General features: G+C 71.5%; 15 protein-coding genes. 7 read left to right on the top strand and 8 right to left on the bottom strand.

From position 1 onward, the window contains the following. Window positions 1-39 precede the first annotated feature (39 nt). Both J7I97_RS08815 and J7I97_RS08820 read left to right on the top strand, forming a co-directional pair. On the top strand, window positions 40-597 hold the full coding sequence (locus J7I97_RS08815) for a WcaF family extracellular polysaccharide biosynthesis acetyltransferase (protein ID WP_214932489.1): 558 nt from the start codon (window positions 40-42) through the stop codon (window positions 595-597). Next, window positions 594-1,715, top strand: coding sequence for a glycosyltransferase (locus J7I97_RS08820; RefSeq protein ID WP_214932491.1), 1,122 nt, complete (start codon window positions 594-596; stop codon window positions 1,713-1,715). The genes J7I97_RS08815 and J7I97_RS08820 overlap by 4 nt, the downstream gene beginning before the upstream one ends. Window positions 1,716-1,768: 53 nt before the next feature. Here the strand turns inward: J7I97_RS08820 and J7I97_RS08825 are convergent, their stop codons facing one another. Both J7I97_RS08825 and J7I97_RS08830 read right to left on the bottom strand, forming a co-directional pair. Continuing rightward, entirely contained in the window at window positions 1,769-1,984 is a 216-nt protein-coding gene (locus J7I97_RS08825; protein WP_214932493.1) for a hypothetical protein, read from the bottom strand. 336 nt (window positions 1,985-2,320) lie between these two features. Continuing rightward, window positions 2,321-2,686 (bottom strand): DUF6415 family natural product biosynthesis protein, encoded by a 366-nt coding sequence (locus J7I97_RS08830; RefSeq protein WP_214932495.1) that lies wholly within the window; start codon window positions 2,684-2,686, stop codon window positions 2,321-2,323. Between the two features lie 148 nt (window positions 2,687-2,834). Here J7I97_RS08830 and J7I97_RS08835 point away from each other — a divergent pair, with 148 nt between their 5' ends. Together J7I97_RS08835 and J7I97_RS08840 are read left to right on the top strand one after the other, a co-directional pair. Then, window positions 2,835-4,088 carry a Twin-arginine translocation pathway signal gene (locus J7I97_RS08835; RefSeq protein WP_251058603.1) on the top strand — a complete coding sequence of 418 codons (1,254 nt, stop codon included), beginning with the start codon at window positions 2,835-2,837 and terminating at the stop codon, window positions 4,086-4,088. A gap of 1 nt (window position 4,089) precedes the next feature. Further along, the gene (locus J7I97_RS08840; RefSeq protein WP_214932498.1) at window positions 4,090-4,404 is read left to right on the top strand and encodes a 4a-hydroxytetrahydrobiopterin dehydratase; all 315 of its coding nucleotides are present in this window, start codon (window positions 4,090-4,092) and stop codon (window positions 4,402-4,404) included. Window positions 4,405-4,596: 192 nt separating this feature from the next. Here J7I97_RS08840 and J7I97_RS08845 read toward each other — a convergent pair whose 3' ends face one another. The 3 genes from J7I97_RS08845 to gmd all read right to left on the bottom strand — a co-directional run bounded on the left by J7I97_RS08845 (window position 4,597) and on the right by gmd (window position 9,460). Beyond that, a complete protein-coding gene (locus J7I97_RS08845; RefSeq protein ID WP_214932500.1) occupies window positions 4,597-5,274 on the bottom strand; it encodes a hypothetical protein in 678 nt (225 codons plus the stop codon). Between the two features lie 147 nt (window positions 5,275-5,421). Further along, the gene (locus tag J7I97_RS08850; protein WP_214932502.1) at window positions 5,422-8,199 is read right to left on the bottom strand and encodes a DNRLRE domain-containing protein; all 2,778 of its coding nucleotides are present in this window, start codon (window positions 8,197-8,199) and stop codon (window positions 5,422-5,424) included. Between the two features lie 247 nt (window positions 8,200-8,446). Beyond that, window positions 8,447-9,460, bottom strand: a complete 1,014-nt coding sequence (gene gmd / locus J7I97_RS08855) for a GDP-mannose 4,6-dehydratase (protein WP_214932505.1) — start codon at window positions 9,458-9,460, stop codon at window positions 8,447-8,449. Between the two features lie 660 nt (window positions 9,461-10,120). On the opposite strand from gmd, the gene J7I97_RS08860 reads away from it, so the two are divergent. Beyond that, entirely contained in the window at window positions 10,121-11,065 is a 945-nt protein-coding gene (locus tag J7I97_RS08860) for a GDP-L-fucose synthase (RefSeq protein WP_214932507.1), read from the top strand. A gap of 22 nt (window positions 11,066-11,087) precedes the next feature. Here J7I97_RS08860 and J7I97_RS08865 read toward each other — a convergent pair whose 3' ends face one another. Continuing rightward, window positions 11,088-12,575, bottom strand: coding sequence for a sugar transferase (locus J7I97_RS08865; RefSeq protein WP_214932509.1), 1,488 nt, complete (start codon window positions 12,573-12,575; stop codon window positions 11,088-11,090). Window positions 12,576-12,956: 381 nt separating this feature from the next. On the opposite strand from J7I97_RS08865, the gene J7I97_RS08870 reads away from it, so the two are divergent. Then, window positions 12,957-15,230, top strand: coding sequence for a M4 family metallopeptidase (locus tag J7I97_RS08870; protein WP_214932510.1), 2,274 nt, complete (start codon window positions 12,957-12,959; stop codon window positions 15,228-15,230). A 168-nt stretch (window positions 15,231-15,398) separates the two neighbouring features. Here J7I97_RS08870 and J7I97_RS08875 read toward each other — a convergent pair whose 3' ends face one another. Both J7I97_RS08875 and J7I97_RS08880 read right to left on the bottom strand, forming a co-directional pair. Beyond that, window positions 15,399-16,046 (bottom strand): hypothetical protein, encoded by a 648-nt coding sequence (locus tag J7I97_RS08875; RefSeq protein WP_214932512.1) that lies wholly within the window; start codon window positions 16,044-16,046, stop codon window positions 15,399-15,401. Window positions 16,047-16,279: 233 nt separating this feature from the next. Then, entirely contained in the window at window positions 16,280-17,779 is a 1,500-nt protein-coding gene (locus J7I97_RS08880) for an MFS transporter (RefSeq protein ID WP_214932514.1), read from the bottom strand. 164 nt (window positions 17,780-17,943) lie between these two features. Here J7I97_RS08880 and J7I97_RS08885 point away from each other — a divergent pair, with 164 nt between their 5' ends. Next, a complete protein-coding gene (locus tag J7I97_RS08885) occupies window positions 17,944-18,969 on the top strand; it encodes an Lrp/AsnC family transcriptional regulator (RefSeq protein ID WP_214932516.1) in 1,026 nt (341 codons plus the stop codon). The last annotated feature ends 23 nt before the right edge of the window (window positions 18,970-18,992 follow it).

Consider the following 18,992-nt stretch of genomic DNA (forward strand, 5'->3'; position numbering starts at 1 on the left):
GAGCGGGCGGTGCCAGGGGAGGCGCCGGCGGGGTGGGGAATGACGAGGGGGGCTTCGGTGCGGGATCTTCCTGCCTTCACGCTGGCCGGATACGACAAGGGGCGCGGGCTGCTGACGCAGGCGCTCTGGTTCGCCGTGATGAACACCGTGTTCATGGCCTGGTTCTGCCCGGCCCGGCTGCGCGTCGCGCTGCTGCGGGCGTTCGGGGCGCAGATCGGCGAGGGCGTGCTGATCCGGCACAAGGTGCGCGTGCTGTGGCCGTGGAAGCTCACCGTCGGGGACCACACCTGGATCGGTGAGGGCGCCTGGCTGCTGAACCTGGAGCCGGTGGTCATCGGGGCGCACGTGTGCCTCTCGCAGGAGGCCATGCTGTGCACGGGTTCGCACGACCACCGGGCCGCCGACTTCCGCTACCGCAACGCGCCCGTCACCGTCGAGGACGGTGCGTGGGTCGCGGTACGGGCGACCGTGCTGGCCGGAGTGACGGTGGGCCGCTGCGCGGTGGCGGGCGCGGGCGCGGTCGTACACAAGGACCTGCCGGAACTGACCTTGCAGACCGCGGACGGGCGGCGCCGCCCGGTGAAGGAGCCCAAGTGAGAGTCCTGCACGCCGTTACGCTGCACTCCCCCTCGCACGCCTTCGGCGGGCCGGTCCGGGTCGCGCTGAACCTCACCAAGGGGCTGCGGGCCCGCGGTCACGAGGCATGGCTGCTGGCGCTGGGCGAGGGCTTCCCCGAGCCGTGGCCGACCTCCGTGGAGGGTGTCCCGGCGAAGCTGTTCCCGGCCCGCCGGCTGCTGCCGCTGGGGTTCAGCGGGATGACCTCGCCCGCCCTGCTGGCCTCGGCGGGGCGGCTCGTGAAGGACGCCGACGTCGTCCATGTGCACCTGGCGCGGGATCTGGTGACGCTGCCCGTGGCCCTCGCCGCGCTGCGGGCCGGCAAGCCGCTGGTGCTGCAGACCCACGGCATGGTGGACCCGAGCGAGAAGCTGCTGGCCAAGGTGCTGGACGCGGTGGCGGTACGCCGGCTGCTGCGCGGCGCGGACGCGCTGCTGTACCTGACCCCGCACGAGCGGGAGGGCCTGGACGCGGTGGTCGGGGCGCCCTTGCCCCAGGCGGTCCGGCTGGTCAACGGCACCCCGGCGCAGGAGGAGCGGCCGCCCCTGGCGGGGCCGCCGCGGATCCTGTACTCGGCGCGCCTGCAGGCCCGTAAGCGGCCGGTGGACTTCGTGGACGCCGCCCCGGCGGTCCTCGCGGCGCACCCGGACGCGGAGTTCGTGGTGGCCGGCCCGGACGAGGGCGAGCTGGCGGCGGTCCGGGCGCGGATCGCCTCGCTCGGACTGTCGGCCCGCTTCACGGTGCCGGGGGCGCTGTCGAGCGCCGAGGTGCTGTCGGAGCTCCGCCGCGCCCATGTCTACGTACTGCCGTCGGTGGAGGAGCCGTTCCCGATGTCGGTGCTGGAGGCGCTGGCGGTGGGTGTGCCGTCGGTGGTGACGCACTCCAACGGCCTGGCCCGGGACATCGCGGCGGCGGGCGCGGGCCGGGCGGTCGATCCCGGCCCGGCGGGTGTGGCGTCGGCGGTACTCGCGCTGCTGGATCCCGCGGCCAACGAGTCGGCCTCGGCGGCGGCGCGCAAGCTGGCCGCTGAGTCCTTCTCGATGGAGGCGGTCCTGGACACCCTGCTCCCGGTGTACGAGGCCGCGCGGCGCGGCGCGTAGCCCCCCGGGTACAAGCGGCACCAACCGGACCTGCCCGGGCTCTACTTGCCGCCTCAGAGGCCGTCGCGGGGGGTCTGGTCGACGACCGGGAGGGCTGCGGCGCGGCGGCGCTTGAGGACGCTCGCGTACACGGCGAGGCCGATGCCGCCCGCCGCCATCATGATCAGGCCTGCCACGTCCAGGTTGACGCTCTCCATCTTCCAGTCGCTCGCGAAGGTGAGGATGGCCCCCACCACGATCAGGGCGATGCAGCCCCCGATGCCTCCCATGGAACTCGCCTCCACAGTCACGGTGATGTGTGACCACGCGGGTACCCACGACCCGGGTGCGAAAACGCCCCTGCCGGCCGGTGTTGGCGGATGCCAGTGATCGACGCAACACCTGGTCACTGGTGAGTGGTGGCGAGCAGCGGGGATTTGTAGGCGCCGAGGCGGGAGATCAGGGCGCGGGTCAGCTGACCCCGCTGCGGCCGCCCTTGGGGCAGCCCTTCTTATGGACCGTCGCCCCACCCTCGGGGCCACCGAGAGGGAGCGGCGTTGCCCCACAGCGTGGGCACTCATGCGGCTGGCCGCTCCACCTGCCCGTCGGGTACGTCGGTGGAGTAGTCACAGCGTCCTGTCCACGATGGGAGGGAGTGCGGTGCGGACGATGAGCTCGCGGCGCCGGCCCTCTTCCAACAGTGCGTTGTGGAGAGTTCGGACTACCCGCGCGATGCTGCGCGCGTAGTTCCAGTTCCCGAGGAGGTCGCCCTCCGGCCCGTGCGTCATCAGGTCGTGCCAGTCCTGAAGAGCGCCAGTGACCCGGTGCGCTTTGCGGATGGCCTGAGCGCGGGCTACGTGGCGCTGGCCATGGGTACTGAGATCGTCGGTGAGCGAGGCGATGTCCTCGGCGCTGGGTTTCAGGTTGTACGGCCCCAGCGCGCGCCGGACGAGGCGCGTGACCTCGTCGATTTCGTCCCTGGTCGGCTGCATGCCCCGTGCTCCCTACCGTCGTCAGCGGGTGGTGATGGGTAGATGATGGGTCGGCACGCAGATGGGCGGATAGGCCATCGCGTGGCCATCCACGGCCACGTAGCGGCCGCGGCCGGAGATATGCGCGATGACACCTCAGACTGGGCTTATGAGCCACCGCAACGATGCGCTCCGGGCCGCTCGGCTCCGCGTGGGCTGGCGCACCATGGAAGCGGCTGCCGCAGCGCTCACCGCGCACGGCCAAGCGCTTCTGGACGACCTGCACTTCACCGTGTCCGCGAGGACGTGGCGCCGGTGGGAGGGCCGCCAAGACGCGCGTGGATGGCCGCCTGAAGAGACCGCGCAGGTCCTTCACGACGCGCTCGGCCAGTGGCCCGAAGATCTGGGATTCACGGCGCCCGCCGGATGGATCCGACCCGAGAGGCACCATGAGGACCAGGTGGAACGCCGCCGCTTCATCTCCGTCACGGCCGCGGCCCTGGTCGCCGGGCCCGTCGCACCGCAACACGTTGACCCCGCACTGATCGACTACTTCGAGTCGCAGTTGGAGGGCCACTACCGCGCCGACATGTTTCTCGGCCCCCACGACCTCATCGGTACCGTGTCCGAGCAGTACCGGCTGATCGACAAGCTCGTCCGCAGCGCGCGCGGAGAGACCCGCCGCGGACTTCTCCGCGTCGGGGCCGCCTACGCCGCCCTCGTCGGTTGGCTCTACCAGGACGCCGGCGACCTCGGTGCAGCCGCGTTCTGGCGGGGGGTGACGCAGGAGATAGCGGTACGGTCCCGTGACCCCCACCTGATCGGATACTCCCTCGTCAACCAAGCCCAGGTCAGGACGGACCTCGGCGACGGGCATGGGGTCATCGATCTGTGCGAAGCCGCCCTCGACGACGAGGAAAGACTCGTCCCCAAGGTCCGCATCATGGCCATGCAGCAGCAAGCCCACGGCGCCAGCCTCACCGGCGATCGGGCCGCCGTGGACCAGCTCATCGACGCTGCTGGCGGCCTGATCCACCGTGTGGATGACGACCTGCCCTGGGGCAACGCTTGTCGGAGGACGCCCGGCTACCTGGAGGTGCAGCGCGCCACCTGCTACGGCCGGCTTGGCCTCGGCCGGGAAGCCGAGTCGCTGTGGTCGCAGGTGCTTGACGCGGTCCCCTCGACCGCGCGCCGGGACCGAGGCGTGTACCTCGCGCGGCACGCCACCGCGGCCGCCGGAGCCCGCGAGCCGGAGCAGGCGCTGGAGATTGCCCGCGCGGCCGCCGGGATCGCGGTAGAGACGCGGTCTGTGCGGATGGCCCGTGAACTGGCAACGCTGACGCGGGCGATGCGGCCATGGCAGGATGCCCCGGTGGGCCGGGACCTCGCCGATGTCCTGGCACCAGTGACCGAGGGGGTATGACATGGGCGTACCGGAGCCGATGACGCACGAGCAGATCGCCGAGCGTCTGGTGGACCTGCCGGGCTGGAAGCAAGAGGGGGATGCGATCACCCGTACGTACCCGATCCGCTACCACGCGGCGGTGGCCGCCATCGTGACCATCGCGGACCGGTCCCGTCGTATCCAGCACCACGCGGACCTCGACCTGCGCATCGACCACCTGCGCGCTTCGATCACCACGCACGACGCGGGGAACCGGCTGACGCGCGCCGACTTCGACCTCGCGCACCGCATCGATGAGATCGTCGCCGCACACCAGGCGCTACCGCTGGACTGAGCCCGGACGCACGACAGCGCCCCGTGGCTCCCGCACTAGGTGGGCGGAAGCCACGGGGCGCTTCTTTCGTCCCTCGGGCCGACCGTTGCGCCACTCACGGCCGGTCCGAGGTTGATGCCAACGAGGCGGCTGGCCTCGCAGTTTCCGTATCCGAGTTGCATGAGCCGGAAAGCTGCGGAACCGCGGGGGCGTCTACGCCGGGATCCAGGCGTAGCAGCCCGTCGACACGAACTCCGCGGTGCCCGAGGGGATGGTCGCCGTGATCGTGTCGCCCGCCTTCGGCGGGGCCTGCGGGCCCGATGCCAGGACCGACCCGTCCTTGGACCTGGCCTCCCAGGTGCAGGTGGTGCTCTGCGTCAGCGCCCGGTACTTGTCCGCCGCGGGGGACTTGCGGGTGCCGTCGCCGAAGCCCTTCTCCGCCGCGGCCAGGATCGGCTTCTGCTCCGGGCACAGGTGCGTGATCGCGTCCTTCGCCCCCGGGATCTCCCCGGAGATGACGGCCCCGGTCGCCGCGTCCTTGTCGCGCTTCGCGGTGCGCTCCACCCGCTGGCAGGACTCCTGGCCGCTCTGCAGGACGGCCGCCGGGTCCATCTTCTCCGGGACCCGCCCGCTCAGGTACTGCTTCTCCTTCTCCGTGAAGCTGCCCGTCTTCGGGGTGAGCTTCGCGTCCGGGAGGACGGGGCCCGTCGGCTTCGCGTCGGGCGAAAGGGGCGACGGGGCGGGCGAGTCCGCCGGGTCGGGGGCCGAGGAGGAGGCCGGCGGCTTCGGCTTCGCCGCGGCGGCGGTGTCGGCCTTGTCGCCCGAACTGCAGGCGGTCAGCGTCAGGGCGGCGGCCAGCAGAGCAGCAGCCGCTGCGGAGCGTCGGTACATCAGGTGGCTCCCGTACTTACTGGGGACTCGGGTTACTCGGGGAATCGGGTGACTCGGGCACGCGGGTGAGAGAGGCCTGCGGGGCCCGGCCGCGAAAGCCGGGCCCCGCAGTGTCCGTCGGACGGTCGTGTCGGACCGTCGCTTCGGCTACTTCGCGCCGAAGGTGAGGACGAGCTGCGGAATGCCGTCCGCCGCCGTCGACTCCGCGGACCAGATCCACATCGCGTCGGTGCCCGTGCTCGTCAGGCCCAGGCTGTAGCTGGTGCCCAGCACCGCGGAGACCGCGGCCGTGTCCAGCTCGACGTTGTTGACCGCCGAGCCGTCCGGCACGCCCGTGATGGAGCCGAGCGGGGTGGTGCCGAGGGTGGGCTTGGTGTTGAAGGTGGTGCCCGCACCGCTCCAGGTACCCGTGACCGGGACCACGGACACCTTGTCGGGCGTCCCCGCACCGGCCTGGGTGGTGGTCTTGAACTGCAGCGAGGCGGCCTTCAGGACCTGCCCGGCCGGGGCGGCGGGGAGGTTGAAGCGCAGGTACGTCTCGTACGCGGAGGTGCCGCGCACCGCGAGCGAGGTGGACGTGCCGTAGGCGGTGCTCGGGGCGCCCTGGTTGATGTAGGTGTCCTCGGTCGCGTTGACCTTGAAGACCGAGTCGGTGGGGGCCTTGGCCAGATCGAAGTGGTTCTTGATCTGGGCCGCGGTCAGCGCCGTCGGGTAGACGGCCGTCTCGTCGACCTGGCCACCGAAGAAGTTGCTGGTCGGACGGGTCGGCCAGCTGGCGAGGTTGTCGCCGCCGACGTGCCAGTAGCCCGCGTACGGGGTGGAGTTCGTGACGTTCAGCGTGCCCTTGGACTGGCCGTCCACGTACAGCGCCATGCCGCCGGGGCCCTGGGTGCCGACGACGTGGTGCCACTTGCTGTCGTTGTACGTGTCGAGCAGGCCGGTGGCGATGGTCCGGGCCGAGCCGTTGTAGACACCGAAGATCAGACGACCGGTGTTGGTCATGTAGATCTGCTTGTCGTAAGAGCCGCTGTTGCGGTTCTGGTTGTTGCCGAAACCGATCAGCTTGCCGCCGCGCGTGGTGTTGGTCTTGAACCACGTCTCGATGGTGTAGCTGGCGCCGACCGACTGGCGGTGGTCGCTGTACACCTGCTGGCTGGTGCCGTTGAAGCCGATCGCGGTGCTGGTGCCGGTGACGGCGCCGGGCGTCTGGCGCAGCGACGGGGTGTTCATCTGGATGCCGCTGGTGTTGCCGCCGTTCGAGGAGTCGGCGATGTACGGGCTGACGGTGTCGTCGTAGCGCCAGTACAGCTGGGCGCCGTCCGCGCGGACCTGGTTCGGGTACGACTGCACCGAGGTCGGGACGGTCACGGCGGCGGAGGCCGAGCGGGCGCTGGTGTTGCCCGCGGCGTCGGTCGCGGTCACCCGGTAGGTGTAGGACTGGCCGGCCTTGACGGTGGTGTCGGCCCACGACGCCTGCGGCCGCTCGAATTCGAGGGACTCGGCGGTCATGGTGTGGATCGGGGTGGCCGAGCCGTTGCGGTAGATCCGGTACGTCAGCTTGCTGTCGTCCGCGTCGTAGCTGGTGCGCCAGCGGACCTGGGCCTCACCGGGCTTGACGCTCGCGGCGCTGGCCACCGGGGTGGTCGGCGCGCCGACGTCGCCGGTGGAGGCGAAGCGGGTCAGGCTCTGCTGCTCGGAGCCGTTGACGGTGGTGAACTCACCGCCGACCCACATGTACTTGGTGTCGCCGCTCGAAACGACGGCCATGACGCGCGGGCCGATGCCCTCGCCGAGGCCGTCGTTGGTGTCGGGGAACCAGCCGAGCTTGCGGGGGCTGGCCACGAAACCGTCCACCGGGGCGGGGGCCGTGCCCGAGTAGTTGGTGGGCTGGGCCAGCAGGTGGTGGCGCTTACCGTCGGGGTACTCCCCGTTCAGCGTGCAGTCGTGCGCGTGCGAGGAGCTGTAGAGGACCCCGTCGTACGGCAGCACGTACTGGGTGGCGCCGAGGCAGCGGTCGCGCCACTTCTCGGTGAAGTCGCTGAGCTTGAGGCCGATGCGGCCGTCGAAGACGCCGCCACCCGAGCCCTCGTTGCCCGTGTAGAAGCCGGTCTCGTCGGTGGCGATGTTCTTGACGACCGAGTTCGACGGGATGTTGCTGTAGGTCTTGGTGATCGCGCCCGTGGTGGAGTTCACCACGGCCAGCGCGTGGGTGCTGGTGCCGTTGACCGAGAAGAAGTCACCGCCCAGCAGCACGTTCTTGCCGTCCGGGGTGACCGCGACCGCGCGGCCGGGTTCGTCGGCGTTGGCGCTGAACGGCTTGACCGCACCGGAGGTGGCGTCGACCGCGGCGAACCGCTCGCGGCTCTGGCCCTCGACGGTGGTGAAGTCGCCGGCCGCGTACAGGGTGTCGTCGGAGACGGCGAGAGCCCGCACGGTGGCGGGGAAGCCCGGGTGGAACGATGCCTTGGGGGTGCAGCTCTCGACGTCGATCGCGGCGATGCTGGAGACCGGAGTGCCGTTGACGGCGCCGAAGTAGCCGCCCGCGTACAGGGTCTTGCCGTCCTTGGAGACGACCAGGGTGCGCACGGTCGCCGTGCCCTCGCCGATGGTGAAGGCGAGCTTGCAGGAGGTCGGGTTGCCCGTCGCGGCGTCGAGCGCCACGAAGTTCACGGCTTCCTGCTCGGTTCCGGACGCGCCCGCGGGCGGACGGACGGCCGAGAAGGTGCCGCCGGCGAAGACGGTGCCGTTCGTCTGGGCCATGGCCCAGACGATGCCGTTGGGCTGCCAGGTGGGCAGCGCGTCGGCGGTGAAGGCCACTGGCTGCGTGATGGCGGACGCCTCGGGCATCAGCACCAGGCCAAGTCCGGTGCCGGCACCGGCCAGTGACAGGACGAGGGCAGCAGTCAGCCCTCTGGTTCTACGCATGAGCCCCCCAGGGCAATCGCCCGGTTTTGATGGCTGGAACTATCCGAACAGCCATATGTACTGGCGCAGACTAGGGCTCGCGCGAGGGCCCGGTCACCTCACTTGACCCATTGCATACCAACTTGGAATCAACAGGGTTCAGCATGGAGGGTGCACTACGGACATACGGCAGGTTTGCCCCGGCCACACCCGCGGTGGACTGCGGGGATGACCGGGACACGGCAAATCGTAGGGGAAGGAAAAGGCCTCAGCGGTCGATCCGGACGGTCACGCCCGCCAGTTGGTCCTCAACCTGCCGGATGTCGGCGTCCACCATGATCCTGGCCAATTCAGCCACGAGGACGGTCGGCTTCCAGCCAAGAATCTCCTGGGCCTTGCTCGCGTCCCCGATGAGGGCGTCGACCTCGCTGGGGCGCTCGTACTTGGGGTCGTAGCGCACGTGCTCGTTCCAGTCGAGGCCGGCGTGCCCGAAGGAGGACTCGACGAACTCGCGCACGGTGGCGGCGACTCCGGTGGCCACGACGTAGTCGGTGGGCTCGTCCTGCTGGAGCATGCGCCACATGGCGTCGACGTACTCGGGCGCGTAGCCCCAGTCGCGGACGGCGTCGAGGTTGCCGAGGTAGAGGTGCTCCTGAAGACCGGCCTTGATACGGGCCACCGCGCGGGTGATCTTGCGCGTCACGAAGGTCTCGCCGCGGCGCGGGGACTCGTGGTTGAAGAGGATCCCGTTGACGGCGAACATGTCGTACGCCTCACGGTAGTTGACCGTGGTCCAGTACGCGAAGACCTTGGCGGCGCCGTACGGGCTGCGCGGGTGGAACGGCGTCCGCTCGTTCTGCGGGGGCGGGGTGGCGCCGAACATCTCCGAGGACGAGGCCTGGTAGATACGGGTGTCCACGCCGCTGGCCCGGATGGCTTCGAGCAGCCGGAGGGCGCCGAGGCCGGTGACGTCGCCGGTGTAGAGGGGCGCGTCGAAGGAGACCCGGACATGGGACTGGGCGCCCAGGTTGTAGACCTCGTCGGGGCGTATCTCGCGCAGCAGGTTCACCAGGGCGACGCCGTCGGACAGGTCGGCGTGGTGCAGGACGAAGGACCGGTTCGCGGTCTGCGGGTCCTGGTAGATGTGGTCGATCCGCTCCGTGTTGAAGCTGGAGGACCGCCGCACAAGTCCGTGCACCGTGTAGCCCTTGGAGAGCAGCAGCTCAGCGAGGTACGACCCGTCCTGCCCGGTGACGCCGGTGATCAGTGCGGTCTTGCCCATGTGGGTCCCCCTGGGGTTCGTTTCGGTCTGTTGTGATGAGGCAGCTGTGATGAGGCCGCGCCTCGGGGCCGACGGTGTTCCGCCCACCCGGCGAGCCCACGCCTCCGGGCCGACGGTGTTCCGCCCACCCGGCGAGCCCACGCCTCCGGGCCGACGGTGTTCCGCCCACCCGGCGAGCCCACGCCTCGGGATGCCGACTGGGCCTGACGGCCCGTCCCTTCCGGGCTGCGCGCACGGCCGTCGGCCTCCGCTGGTCCTGGCGGGATGCCGCGCCGCCGGCCGGTCCCAGGGGCTGGATGCGTACCGTACACGGCCCACACCCCGCCCCCTTCGGGGCGCATTCCGCCCGGGCGGTCCGACGGCGCGCGCCGAACCGGCGACGCCGGCACACCGGTACCGGGCAGGCCCGGCCACGCGCCCCTCCGGGGCCCGGGCCAGGGGCCGGTTGGCACCCATCGGCCCAGCCCCACGGCCACACCGGTCGGGCGGGTCTCGGACGGGCCGGGCCGGGCCGGACGGGCCGGGCCGGTCGAGCCGGACGGGCCGGGCCGGTCGGGCCGAGCCGGACGGGCCAGGCCGGGCGGGCCGGTGCCCGCCCTGTTTCGGCCGCCCCGGCACCTCCCCCGCACCCCGCGGCAGCGGACTGGCATCATCGGCGGTATGACAAGTTCGCTGCCGCTTCTGCCCCCGCACGCCCGCGTCTTCGTCGCCGGTCACCGCGGCCTCGTGGGGTCCGCGGTCGCCCGGCGGCTCACCGCCGACGGCCATGAGGTGCTCACCCGCGGCCGTACGGACCTCGACCTGCGGGACGCCGAAGCGACCGGGGCGTACCTGAAGGAAGTCCGCCCGGACGCCGTCGTGCTGGCCGCCGCCAAGGTCGGCGGGATCATGGCCAACAGCACCTACCCGGTGCAGTTCCTGGAGGACAACCTCAAGATCCAGCTCAGCGTCATCGCCGGGTCGCACGCCGCCGGGGTCGGCCGGCTGCTGTTCCTGGGATCCTCCTGCATCTACCCCAAACTCGCCCCGCAGCCCATCAGCGAGGACGCGCTGCTGACCGGGCCGCTGGAGCCGACGAACGAGGCGTACGCGCTGGCGAAGATCGCCGGCATCGTCCAGGTCCAGTCGTACCGCAAGCAGTACGGGGCCTCGTACATCTCGGCCATGCCGACGAACCTCTACGGCCCGGGCGACAACTTCGACCTCGAGTCCTCGCACGTGCTGCCCGCCCTGATCCGGCGCTTCCACGAGTCCACCGCCGAAGGCCGCGACGAGGTCACCCTGTGGGGCTCCGGCACCCCCCGCCGGGAGTTCCTGCACGTCGACGACCTGGCCGCCGCCTGCGCGGTACTGCTGAACACCTACGACGGCGACGAGCCGGTCAACATCGGCTGCGGCGAGGACCTCACCATCAAGGCCCTCGCCGAGACGGTCGCCGAAGTGACCGGCTTCCAGGGCCGGCTCGCCTGGGACACGTCCAAGCCGGACGGGACCCCGCGCAAGCTCCTCGACGTGTCCCGTCTGACCTCGCTGGGCTGGAAGCCGGGCATCCCGCTGCGGGATGGCATCGCCGCCACCTACAAGTGGTGGCGCGAGCAGGGCTGATCGCACGGGCCGCGGTCCCCCGTCAGTACGCTCCGCGACCGTCGACGACGGCGCGGAGGGTACGGCCCATGACGTCGACATCGCTGGTGAACGACCAGTTGTCGACGTACTGCAGATCAAGCTGAATCGTTTCGTCCCAGGACAGGTCGGACCGCCCGCTGATCTGCCACAGCCCGGTCATCCCGGGACGCACGGTGAGCCGACGCAGCTCGACCTCGTCGTACTGCGCCACCTCCTCCGGAAGCGGCGGGCGCGGGCCGACCAGCGACATGCTGCCCGTCAGCACGTTGAACAGCTGCGGCAGTTCGTCCATCGAGGTGCGGCGCAGCAGCCGGCCCACCCGGGTCACCCGGGGGTCGCGCCGCATCTTGAACATCAGGCCGTCGTTCTCGTTCGCGCCGGACAGCTCGTCCTTCATCCGGTCGGCGTCCACCACCATGGTGCGGAACTTCCACATGACGAACGGGACCCCGTCCCGGCCGATCCGGCGCTGGCTGTAGAAGGCCGGGCCGCGGGAGCCGAAACGTATCGCCAGGACGATGCCGAGGAAGAACGGGGACAGCACCAGGAGGCCGAGGCCGGCCCCGGCGCGGTCCAGCACCGACTTCAGCAGGGGCTGCACCCCGCCCCGGACGGGCGGCGCGATCCGCAGCACGGCGAGCCCGCCGGCGGACAGGGTCTCCAGCCGCTTGACCGAGATCTCCACCAGCCCCGGGAACACGGCCAGTTCCAGCCCGGCGTCGTGCAGCGCCCAGGCGACCCGGCGCAGCCGTTCCCCCGTCATCCGCACGCCCGGGGCCACGAGCACCAGGTCTCCGTGGTGGCTGCGGACGGCGCCGAGCACGGCAGAGGCGTCCTCGGCCGGCGTCCCGGGCATCCCCGCGTCGAGCCGGGCGGCCACGGGCACCCCGCTGTCGAGGGAGCCACCGCCGACCGGGATCACGCCGACGACGACGTACGGGTGGTCGGTGCGCGCGGCGAGGTGCGCGATGACCTCCTCGGCGGCCCCGGGTTCACCGACCACCAGGACCCGGCTGACCGCCTGGGCCTCGCGGCGGGCGGCCGAGAGGTGGCGGTAGGTGAGCTTGTGGCAGGCGACGGTGATGAGCAGCGCGGGCAGCAGGGCCCCGAGCGCGGCCAGCCGCGGCGTCTCCTCCCCGGTCACCACGCGGGCCACGGCCAGGACACCGATCAGAATCAGCCAGTCGTGCAGCACGGGCAGCACTCCGCGGGACTCGCCGAGCAGGCGGGCCGCGTAGCGACGGCGCAGCGCCTGTACCGCGGTCCACGCCAGGGCGGCGCCGACGGCGCAGTACACCGGCCTGACCTGCTGCGCGGCCTCGAAAACGAGGCCTACCGGGAGGGCCGCGCCGAGGAAGTCGGCGGTGACGGCGGCGGGCAGATACCAGCGGGCCTTGTCACCGAGGCGGCGCGCGGGCGCGGTTGGCGGCCCTGCCGACTCGGTGACCGTTCTGGCCACTGTTTGCGCAGGAAAATGGACATGCCTCATGGGCCCCCCTGGCACGTGGTCTACGTCAGCGGCGCGAGTCCGTTGCTTCCCCAGGCAACGAACATCTGTCGCACCGGGAAACAGTACGACAAACGCCTGTACGGCAAATGCCGTTTGCGTTAACGAGAGCTCTCGTCGCCCAAGGGTTAGCAACCGGTATCTCCCGTTCCAGGCCTCGGGCCCACCCCTGCCACGCGAAGGTGAATGGTTCGGATACCGGATACGTCACTTCGGACAACGAACCGTTTCCAGCCAACCTTTTGACGCGGCCCTGACATTGCGGCCTGAAGCTGGCACTCTTCGACCGTTCATCGCACCAGCCCTGATCTGCCCGGAGGCCCACCCAGCCGTCCGGAACCCCCCTTGCAGAAGGAGTCTGCGTTGAGGACCACCCCCCAGCGGCGTGCCACCGCGGCCGGCGCGCTCGTTGCCGCGGCAGCCCTGCTCGCCGTAGGCATACAGTCCGGCACCGCCACCGCCGACGCCACCGCGTCGCAGGCCCGCCAGGCCGCCCAGCCCAACCCGGGTGCGGCGGCCCGCTCACTCAGCGCTTCGGAGCGTGCGACGCTCCTCGCCGACGCCAACTCGACCACCGCGCAGGCGGCCAAGTCCCTCGGCCTCGGCGGCCAGGAGAGACTCGTCGTCCGCGATGTCGTCCAGGACGCGGACGGCACCACGCACACCACGTACGAGCGCACCTACGACGGCCTGCCGGTGCTCGGCGGTGACCTGACCGTCCACGCCAAGGGCGGCACCGTCAAGAGCGTCACCAAGGCGACCAACCACGTCATCAAGGTCGCCGACACCAGCCCGTCGGTCACCGCGGCCGCCGCCGAGAGCCAGGCCATCTCCGCGGCCAAGTCCCAGGGTTCGAAGGACGCCAAGGCCTCCAAGAACGCCCGCAAGGTGATCTGGGCCGCCACCGGAGTGCCCGTCCTCGCCTTCGAGACCGTCGTCGGCGGCCTCCAGGACGACGGCACCCCGAGCGAGCTGCACGTGGTGACCGACGCCAAGACCGGCGCGAAGATCACCGAGTGGCAGGCCATCGAGACCGGCACCGGCAACACCATGTACAGCGGCCAGGTGACGCTGGGCACGTCGCAGTCGGGCAGCAGCTACACGCTGACCGACGCCGGGCGCGGCAGCCACAAGACGTACGACCTGAACGGAGGCACCGGCTCCGGCACCGGCACCCTGTTCAGCGGTCCGGACGACATCTGGGGCACCGGCGCCGCCTCCAGCCGCGAGACCGCCGGCGCGGACGCGCACTACGGCGCCCAGCTGACGTGGGACTACTACAAGAACGTGCACGGTCGCAACGGCCTGCGCAACGACGGCGTGGCCCCGTACAGCCGGGTCCACTACGGCAACGCGTACGTCAACGCGTTCTGGTCCGACAGCTGCTTCTGCATGACCTACGGCGACGGCATCAGCAACACGCACCCGCTGACGTCCATCGACGTGGCCGCGCACGAGATGACCCACGGTCTGACCTCGGTCACCGGCAACATGACCTACAGCGGTGAGCCCGGCGGTCTGAACGAGGCCACCTCCGACATCATGGCGGCGGCGGTCGAGTTCTACGCCAACAACCCGCAGGACGTCGGTGACTACCTCGTCGGCGAGAAGATCGACATCAACGGCGACGGCACCCCGCTGCGCTACATGGACAAGCCGAGCAAGGACGGCGGGTCGAAGGACGCCTGGTACTCCGGCATCGGCGGCATCGACGTCCACTACTCCTCGGGTCCGGCCAACCACTGGTACTACCTGGCCTCCGAGGGCTCCGGCGCCAAGGTCATCAACGGCGTGAGCTACAACTCGCCGACCTCGGACGGCCTCCCGGTCACCGCGATCGGCCGCGACGCCGCCTCGAAGATCTGGTTCCGCGCGCTGACGGTGGGCTACTTCAAGTCGAACACCACCTACGCCACCGCCCGTGACGCCACGCTGCTGGCCGCCGCCGACCTGTACGGCGCCGGCTCGGCCACGTACAACAACGTGGCCCACGCCTGGGCGGCCATCAACGTCGGTTCGCGCCCCGCGCCCAGCGGTGTCTCGGTCACCCCGATCGCCAACCAGACCACCCAGATCAACACCGCTGTGAGCCTTCAGGTCCAGGCGACCAGCACCAACCCGGGTGCGCTGAGCTACGCGGCGACCGGCCTGCCGGCCGGCCTGTCGATCAACTCCTCGACCGGTCTGATCTCGGGCACGGCCACCACCGCCGGCACGTCCAACGTGACCGTCACGGTGACCGACTCGACCAGCGCGAAGGGCACGGCGTCCTTCACCTGGACCGTCGGCACGTCGCAGCAGAACGTGTTCGAGAACACGAACGACTACCAGATCGCGGACAACTCGACGGTCGAGTCCCCGATCGCCGTCACCCGCACCGGCAACGCGCCGAGCACCCTCAAGGTGGACGTCAACATCGTCCACACCTACGTCGGTGACCTCAGGGTCGACCTGGTCGCCCCCGACGGCACCGTCTACAACCTGCGCAACCGCAGCGGCGGCAGCGCGGACAACATCGTCCAGTCCTTCACGGTGAACGCCTCGTCCGAGGTGGCGCAGGGCACCTGGAAGCTCCGGGTGGCGGACCTCGCCAGCCTGGACACCGGCTACATCAACAGCTGGAAGCTCACGTTCTGACCCCCACCAGGGGCCGCGTGACCGGCAGCTGAACAGATAGAACACGGGGCCGCCCGGGAGCAGACCTCCCCGGGCGGCCCTGTCCCATGCGCCGAGGAGCCCGGCACCCACGGAGGTGCCGGGCTCCTGTCTTCAGCAGGGTCCGCGGTCTTCAGGAAGGTCCGCGGATCAGCCGATGGAGCGGAAGACGCGGCCGAGGAAGTCCTCGTCCTCGTCACCGCGGTCGTCCTGACGCCCCGGACGGCCACCCTCGTCGTCCTGACGCCCCGGACGGCCACCCTCGTCGTCCTGACGCCCCGGACGGCCACCCTCGTCGTCCTGACGCCCCGGACGACCGCCCTCGTCGTCCTGACGCCCCGGACGACCGCCCTCGTCGTCCTGGTCCCCGGGACGGCCACCCTCGTCGTCCTGACGCCCCGGACGGCCACCCTCGTCGTCCTCGAACGGCTTGAAGAGCACGGAGGCGACCTCCACGTCCCTCGCCCGCTGGCCCGGCTCCAGCGTCCTCTCCGCCCGGCCGCCACAGCTGCGGTCGGAGTACAGCACCGCCAGGGACCTCGTCTCGTTCCTCACCTCGAAGGCGGGATCCTCCTCCGTGGTGCCCGTCAGCCGGTAGCAGGTGTCGTTGTCCGCCGGGCGGATCCGCGCGCTGCGCTCCTCGCCGTCATCGTCGAAGAACCGGTACTGCAGCTCGCCGAGGGTGCGGTGGCCACGGCCGTCGCGGCCGTCGTGGTCGGTGGCCAGCGAGGGGCCGGCGGCGGGGAGGACGATCGCGAGGGCGCCGATGAGCGCGGCGGCGGTGGTGCGAAGACGCATGTGGGGAGTCCGTTTCTCGGGTTCCGCGGATACCGGGTCCGGTGGTGGCATCCGCGGGCAGCGTAGGAGCGGACGGCTCTGCAGAAACGGTTCGCCGTGCGCAGCGCGTTCGAAGGTTCACCCTCCCGGACCGGCCCGCTGAGCCCATACGGCAGTCCCCGGGCCGATGAGCCGCCGCACACCTGCGCCCCGGACCCGCGCGGGGGTCCGGGGCGTACGGGCGCCAAGGCGCGTCAGGCGGCGGCGCGTTCGGCGACCGGGGCGGCCGCCGGGACCGGGGCGGCCGCGGGGCGGATCAGCAGGACCGCCAGCAGCGCCCCCAGCAGGCCCATCGCCCCGGAGACCACGAACGCCTCCCGCAGCCCGCTCGCGAAGGCCGCCTCCACCCAGGCCTTCGCCGCCGGGGCCGCGGCCAGCAGCTTCCCCGCCCCGCCGGAGGCCAGCGCCTCGGCCGTGCCGTGCGGCTGGCCGGAGCCGGCCAGTCCGTCCGCCAGCCCGGCGCGGAAGACGGCGCCGAGCACCGCGATGCCGAGGGCGATCCCCAGCTGCCGCGAGGTGTTCATGGCGCCGCCGGCCATGCCCGCCCGGGCCGGGGCCACGGCCCCCATCGCGGTGGCCGCCAGCGCCGGGATCCCCATGCCCGCGCCCATACCGGTCACCACCAGCCCCGGCACCAGGGCCGACCAGCCGTCGCCCGCGTCCAGCATCCAGGCCTGGAGCAGTGCGCCCGCCCCGACCAGCAGCAGGCCGCCGCCGATGGTCAGCCGCGCCGGGGCCCCGTGCAGCAGCCGCCCGGCCGCGGCGGAGACGGCGAAGGCGGCGAGGCTCAGCGGTACCAGCACCAGACCCGCGCCCACCGGGCTCATGCCCTCGACGGACTGAAGCCACAGGGAGACGTACATCATGTAGGAGAACGCGGCGCCGGACAGCAGGAGTCCGCCGGCCATGACGGCCACGAAGGTCGGGCTGCGGAACAGCGAGAGGTCCAGCATCGGCTGGGAACTGCGCAGTTCGACCACGACGAACCCGGCGAAGGCGAGCACGCCGAGCCCGAGCAGCCCGAGGGTGGTGAGCGAGGTCCAGCCGTTCTCGCCGGCCCGGATCAGGGCGTACGTGACCACCCCGGCGCCCGCGGTGAAGGTGGCCATCCCGGGCAGGTCGAGGCCCTTGGCGTGCGGGTCGCGGGACTCGGCCACCGCCTTGAGGGTGACGAACACGGCCAGGGCGCAGACCGGCAGGTTGGTGTAGAAGATCCAGCGCCAGCCGAAGCTCTCGGTGAGCAGCCCCCCGATGACCGGCCCGGCCGCGGCGGCGGCGCCGTTGACCGCGCCCCAGACGCCGAAGGCGATGCCGCGCTCGCGGCCCTGGTAGGCCGAGCTGAGCAGGGCCATGGTGGTGGCGAACATCGCCGCGCCGCCTATGCCCTGGATCGCGCGGAAGGTGATCAGCGCGGCCGGCCCGTCGGCCAGGGCGCAGGCGAGCGAGGCGGCGGCGAAGACCGCGAGCCCGCCGAGGTAGACGCGGCGCCGGCCGATCCGGTCGGCGAGCGAGCCCGCGCCGAGCAGCAGCGCGGCCAGCGCCAGGGCGTAGATGTCCATCACCCACTGGAGCTCGGCGAATCCGGTGTGCATGTCGGCGGCCATGTCCGGGAGGGCGACGGTCACGATGGACACGTCGACCAGGAGCATGAAGGCCCCGAGGCACACCGCCGTCAACGGCAGCCACTTGCGCATGGGAACTCTCCTCGGGGTTCTCGGCGGGATGTCCGGGCGGGCTCTCCCCACGGAAGGGGTACTCCCGAACGGCCTCAAGATCTCAGCGCGGGGCCCCGATTCCCCACCCAGCAGCCCCTCCCTGCCGGAATTCCATTATCCGAGCCCCTGTCATGATGGAAACCATGCAGCAGTCCGTGAACAACCCCGTGGAGCTGGACGAGCTCGACCAGGCGCTGATCCAGGCCCTCATGGTCGACGGGCGGGCCTCCTTCAGCCGGCTCTCCGAGGTGCTGGAGGTCTCCGACCAGACGGTGGTTCGCCGCTACCGCCGGATGCGCTCGTCCGGCCTGGTCCGGGTGGTCGGACTGCCGCTGGGCCGCCGGGTCGGCCTGTACGAGTCCTGGCTGCGGGTGCAGTGCGCGCCCGACGCGGCGCTCAGGGTGGCCGAGGCGCTGGCCCGGCGCCCCGACATCGCCTGGGTGAAGCTCTGTTCCGGCGGCACCGAGATCCACTGCATGACCAAGACCCGAAGCACCCGGGACCGGGACGCCCTGCTGCTGGACAAGCTGCCGCGCACCCGCCGGGTCACCGGGGTCACCGCCCACACCATCCTGCGGACCTTCATCGGCGGCGCCGTGCCGTGGTTCGGCATGGGGGTGCTGCGCCCGGACCAGGTGGCGGCCCTGGAACGGCCGCCCGTGCCGGCCGCCGAGCCGCACCAGGGCCGGTACACCCTGGACGAGACCGAGCTCGCGCTGCTCGCCGTACTGGGGCGGGACGGGCGGGCCGGGTACGGGGAACTGGCCCGCGCCTCGGGCCTGTCGGAGTCCACGGCCCGGCGGCGGGTGGAGCGGCTGCGGGAGGTGGGGGCGATGTACATCGACGTGGAGCTCGTACCCCGCACGCTCGGGTACGAGGCCGAGTCGACGCTGATGCTGACGGTGTCTCCGGCCAGCCTGGCGGAGGCGGGCGCCGCGCTCGGCAGTCATCCCGAGGTGCCGTTCGCGGCCGCGGTGACCGGGACGTCCAATCTCCTCGCCGTGGTGGTGTGCCGGGACACGGACGCGCTGTACACGTACATGACCGAGCGGATCGGCGCGGTGCCCGGGATTCAGCAGGTGGAGGTGATCCCGACCCTGCGGACCATCAAGCGGGCCGGGATGCTGGTCGAGGACGGGCGGCTGGTGGACCTGCCGCCCGCCCCCTGAGCCCCGGCCCCCTAGGCCTCAGC

It is taken from the genome of Streptomyces sp. ISL-87 (genome assembly GCF_018614095.1).
Lineage (GTDB): Bacteria > Actinomycetota > Actinomycetes > Streptomycetales > Streptomycetaceae > Streptomyces.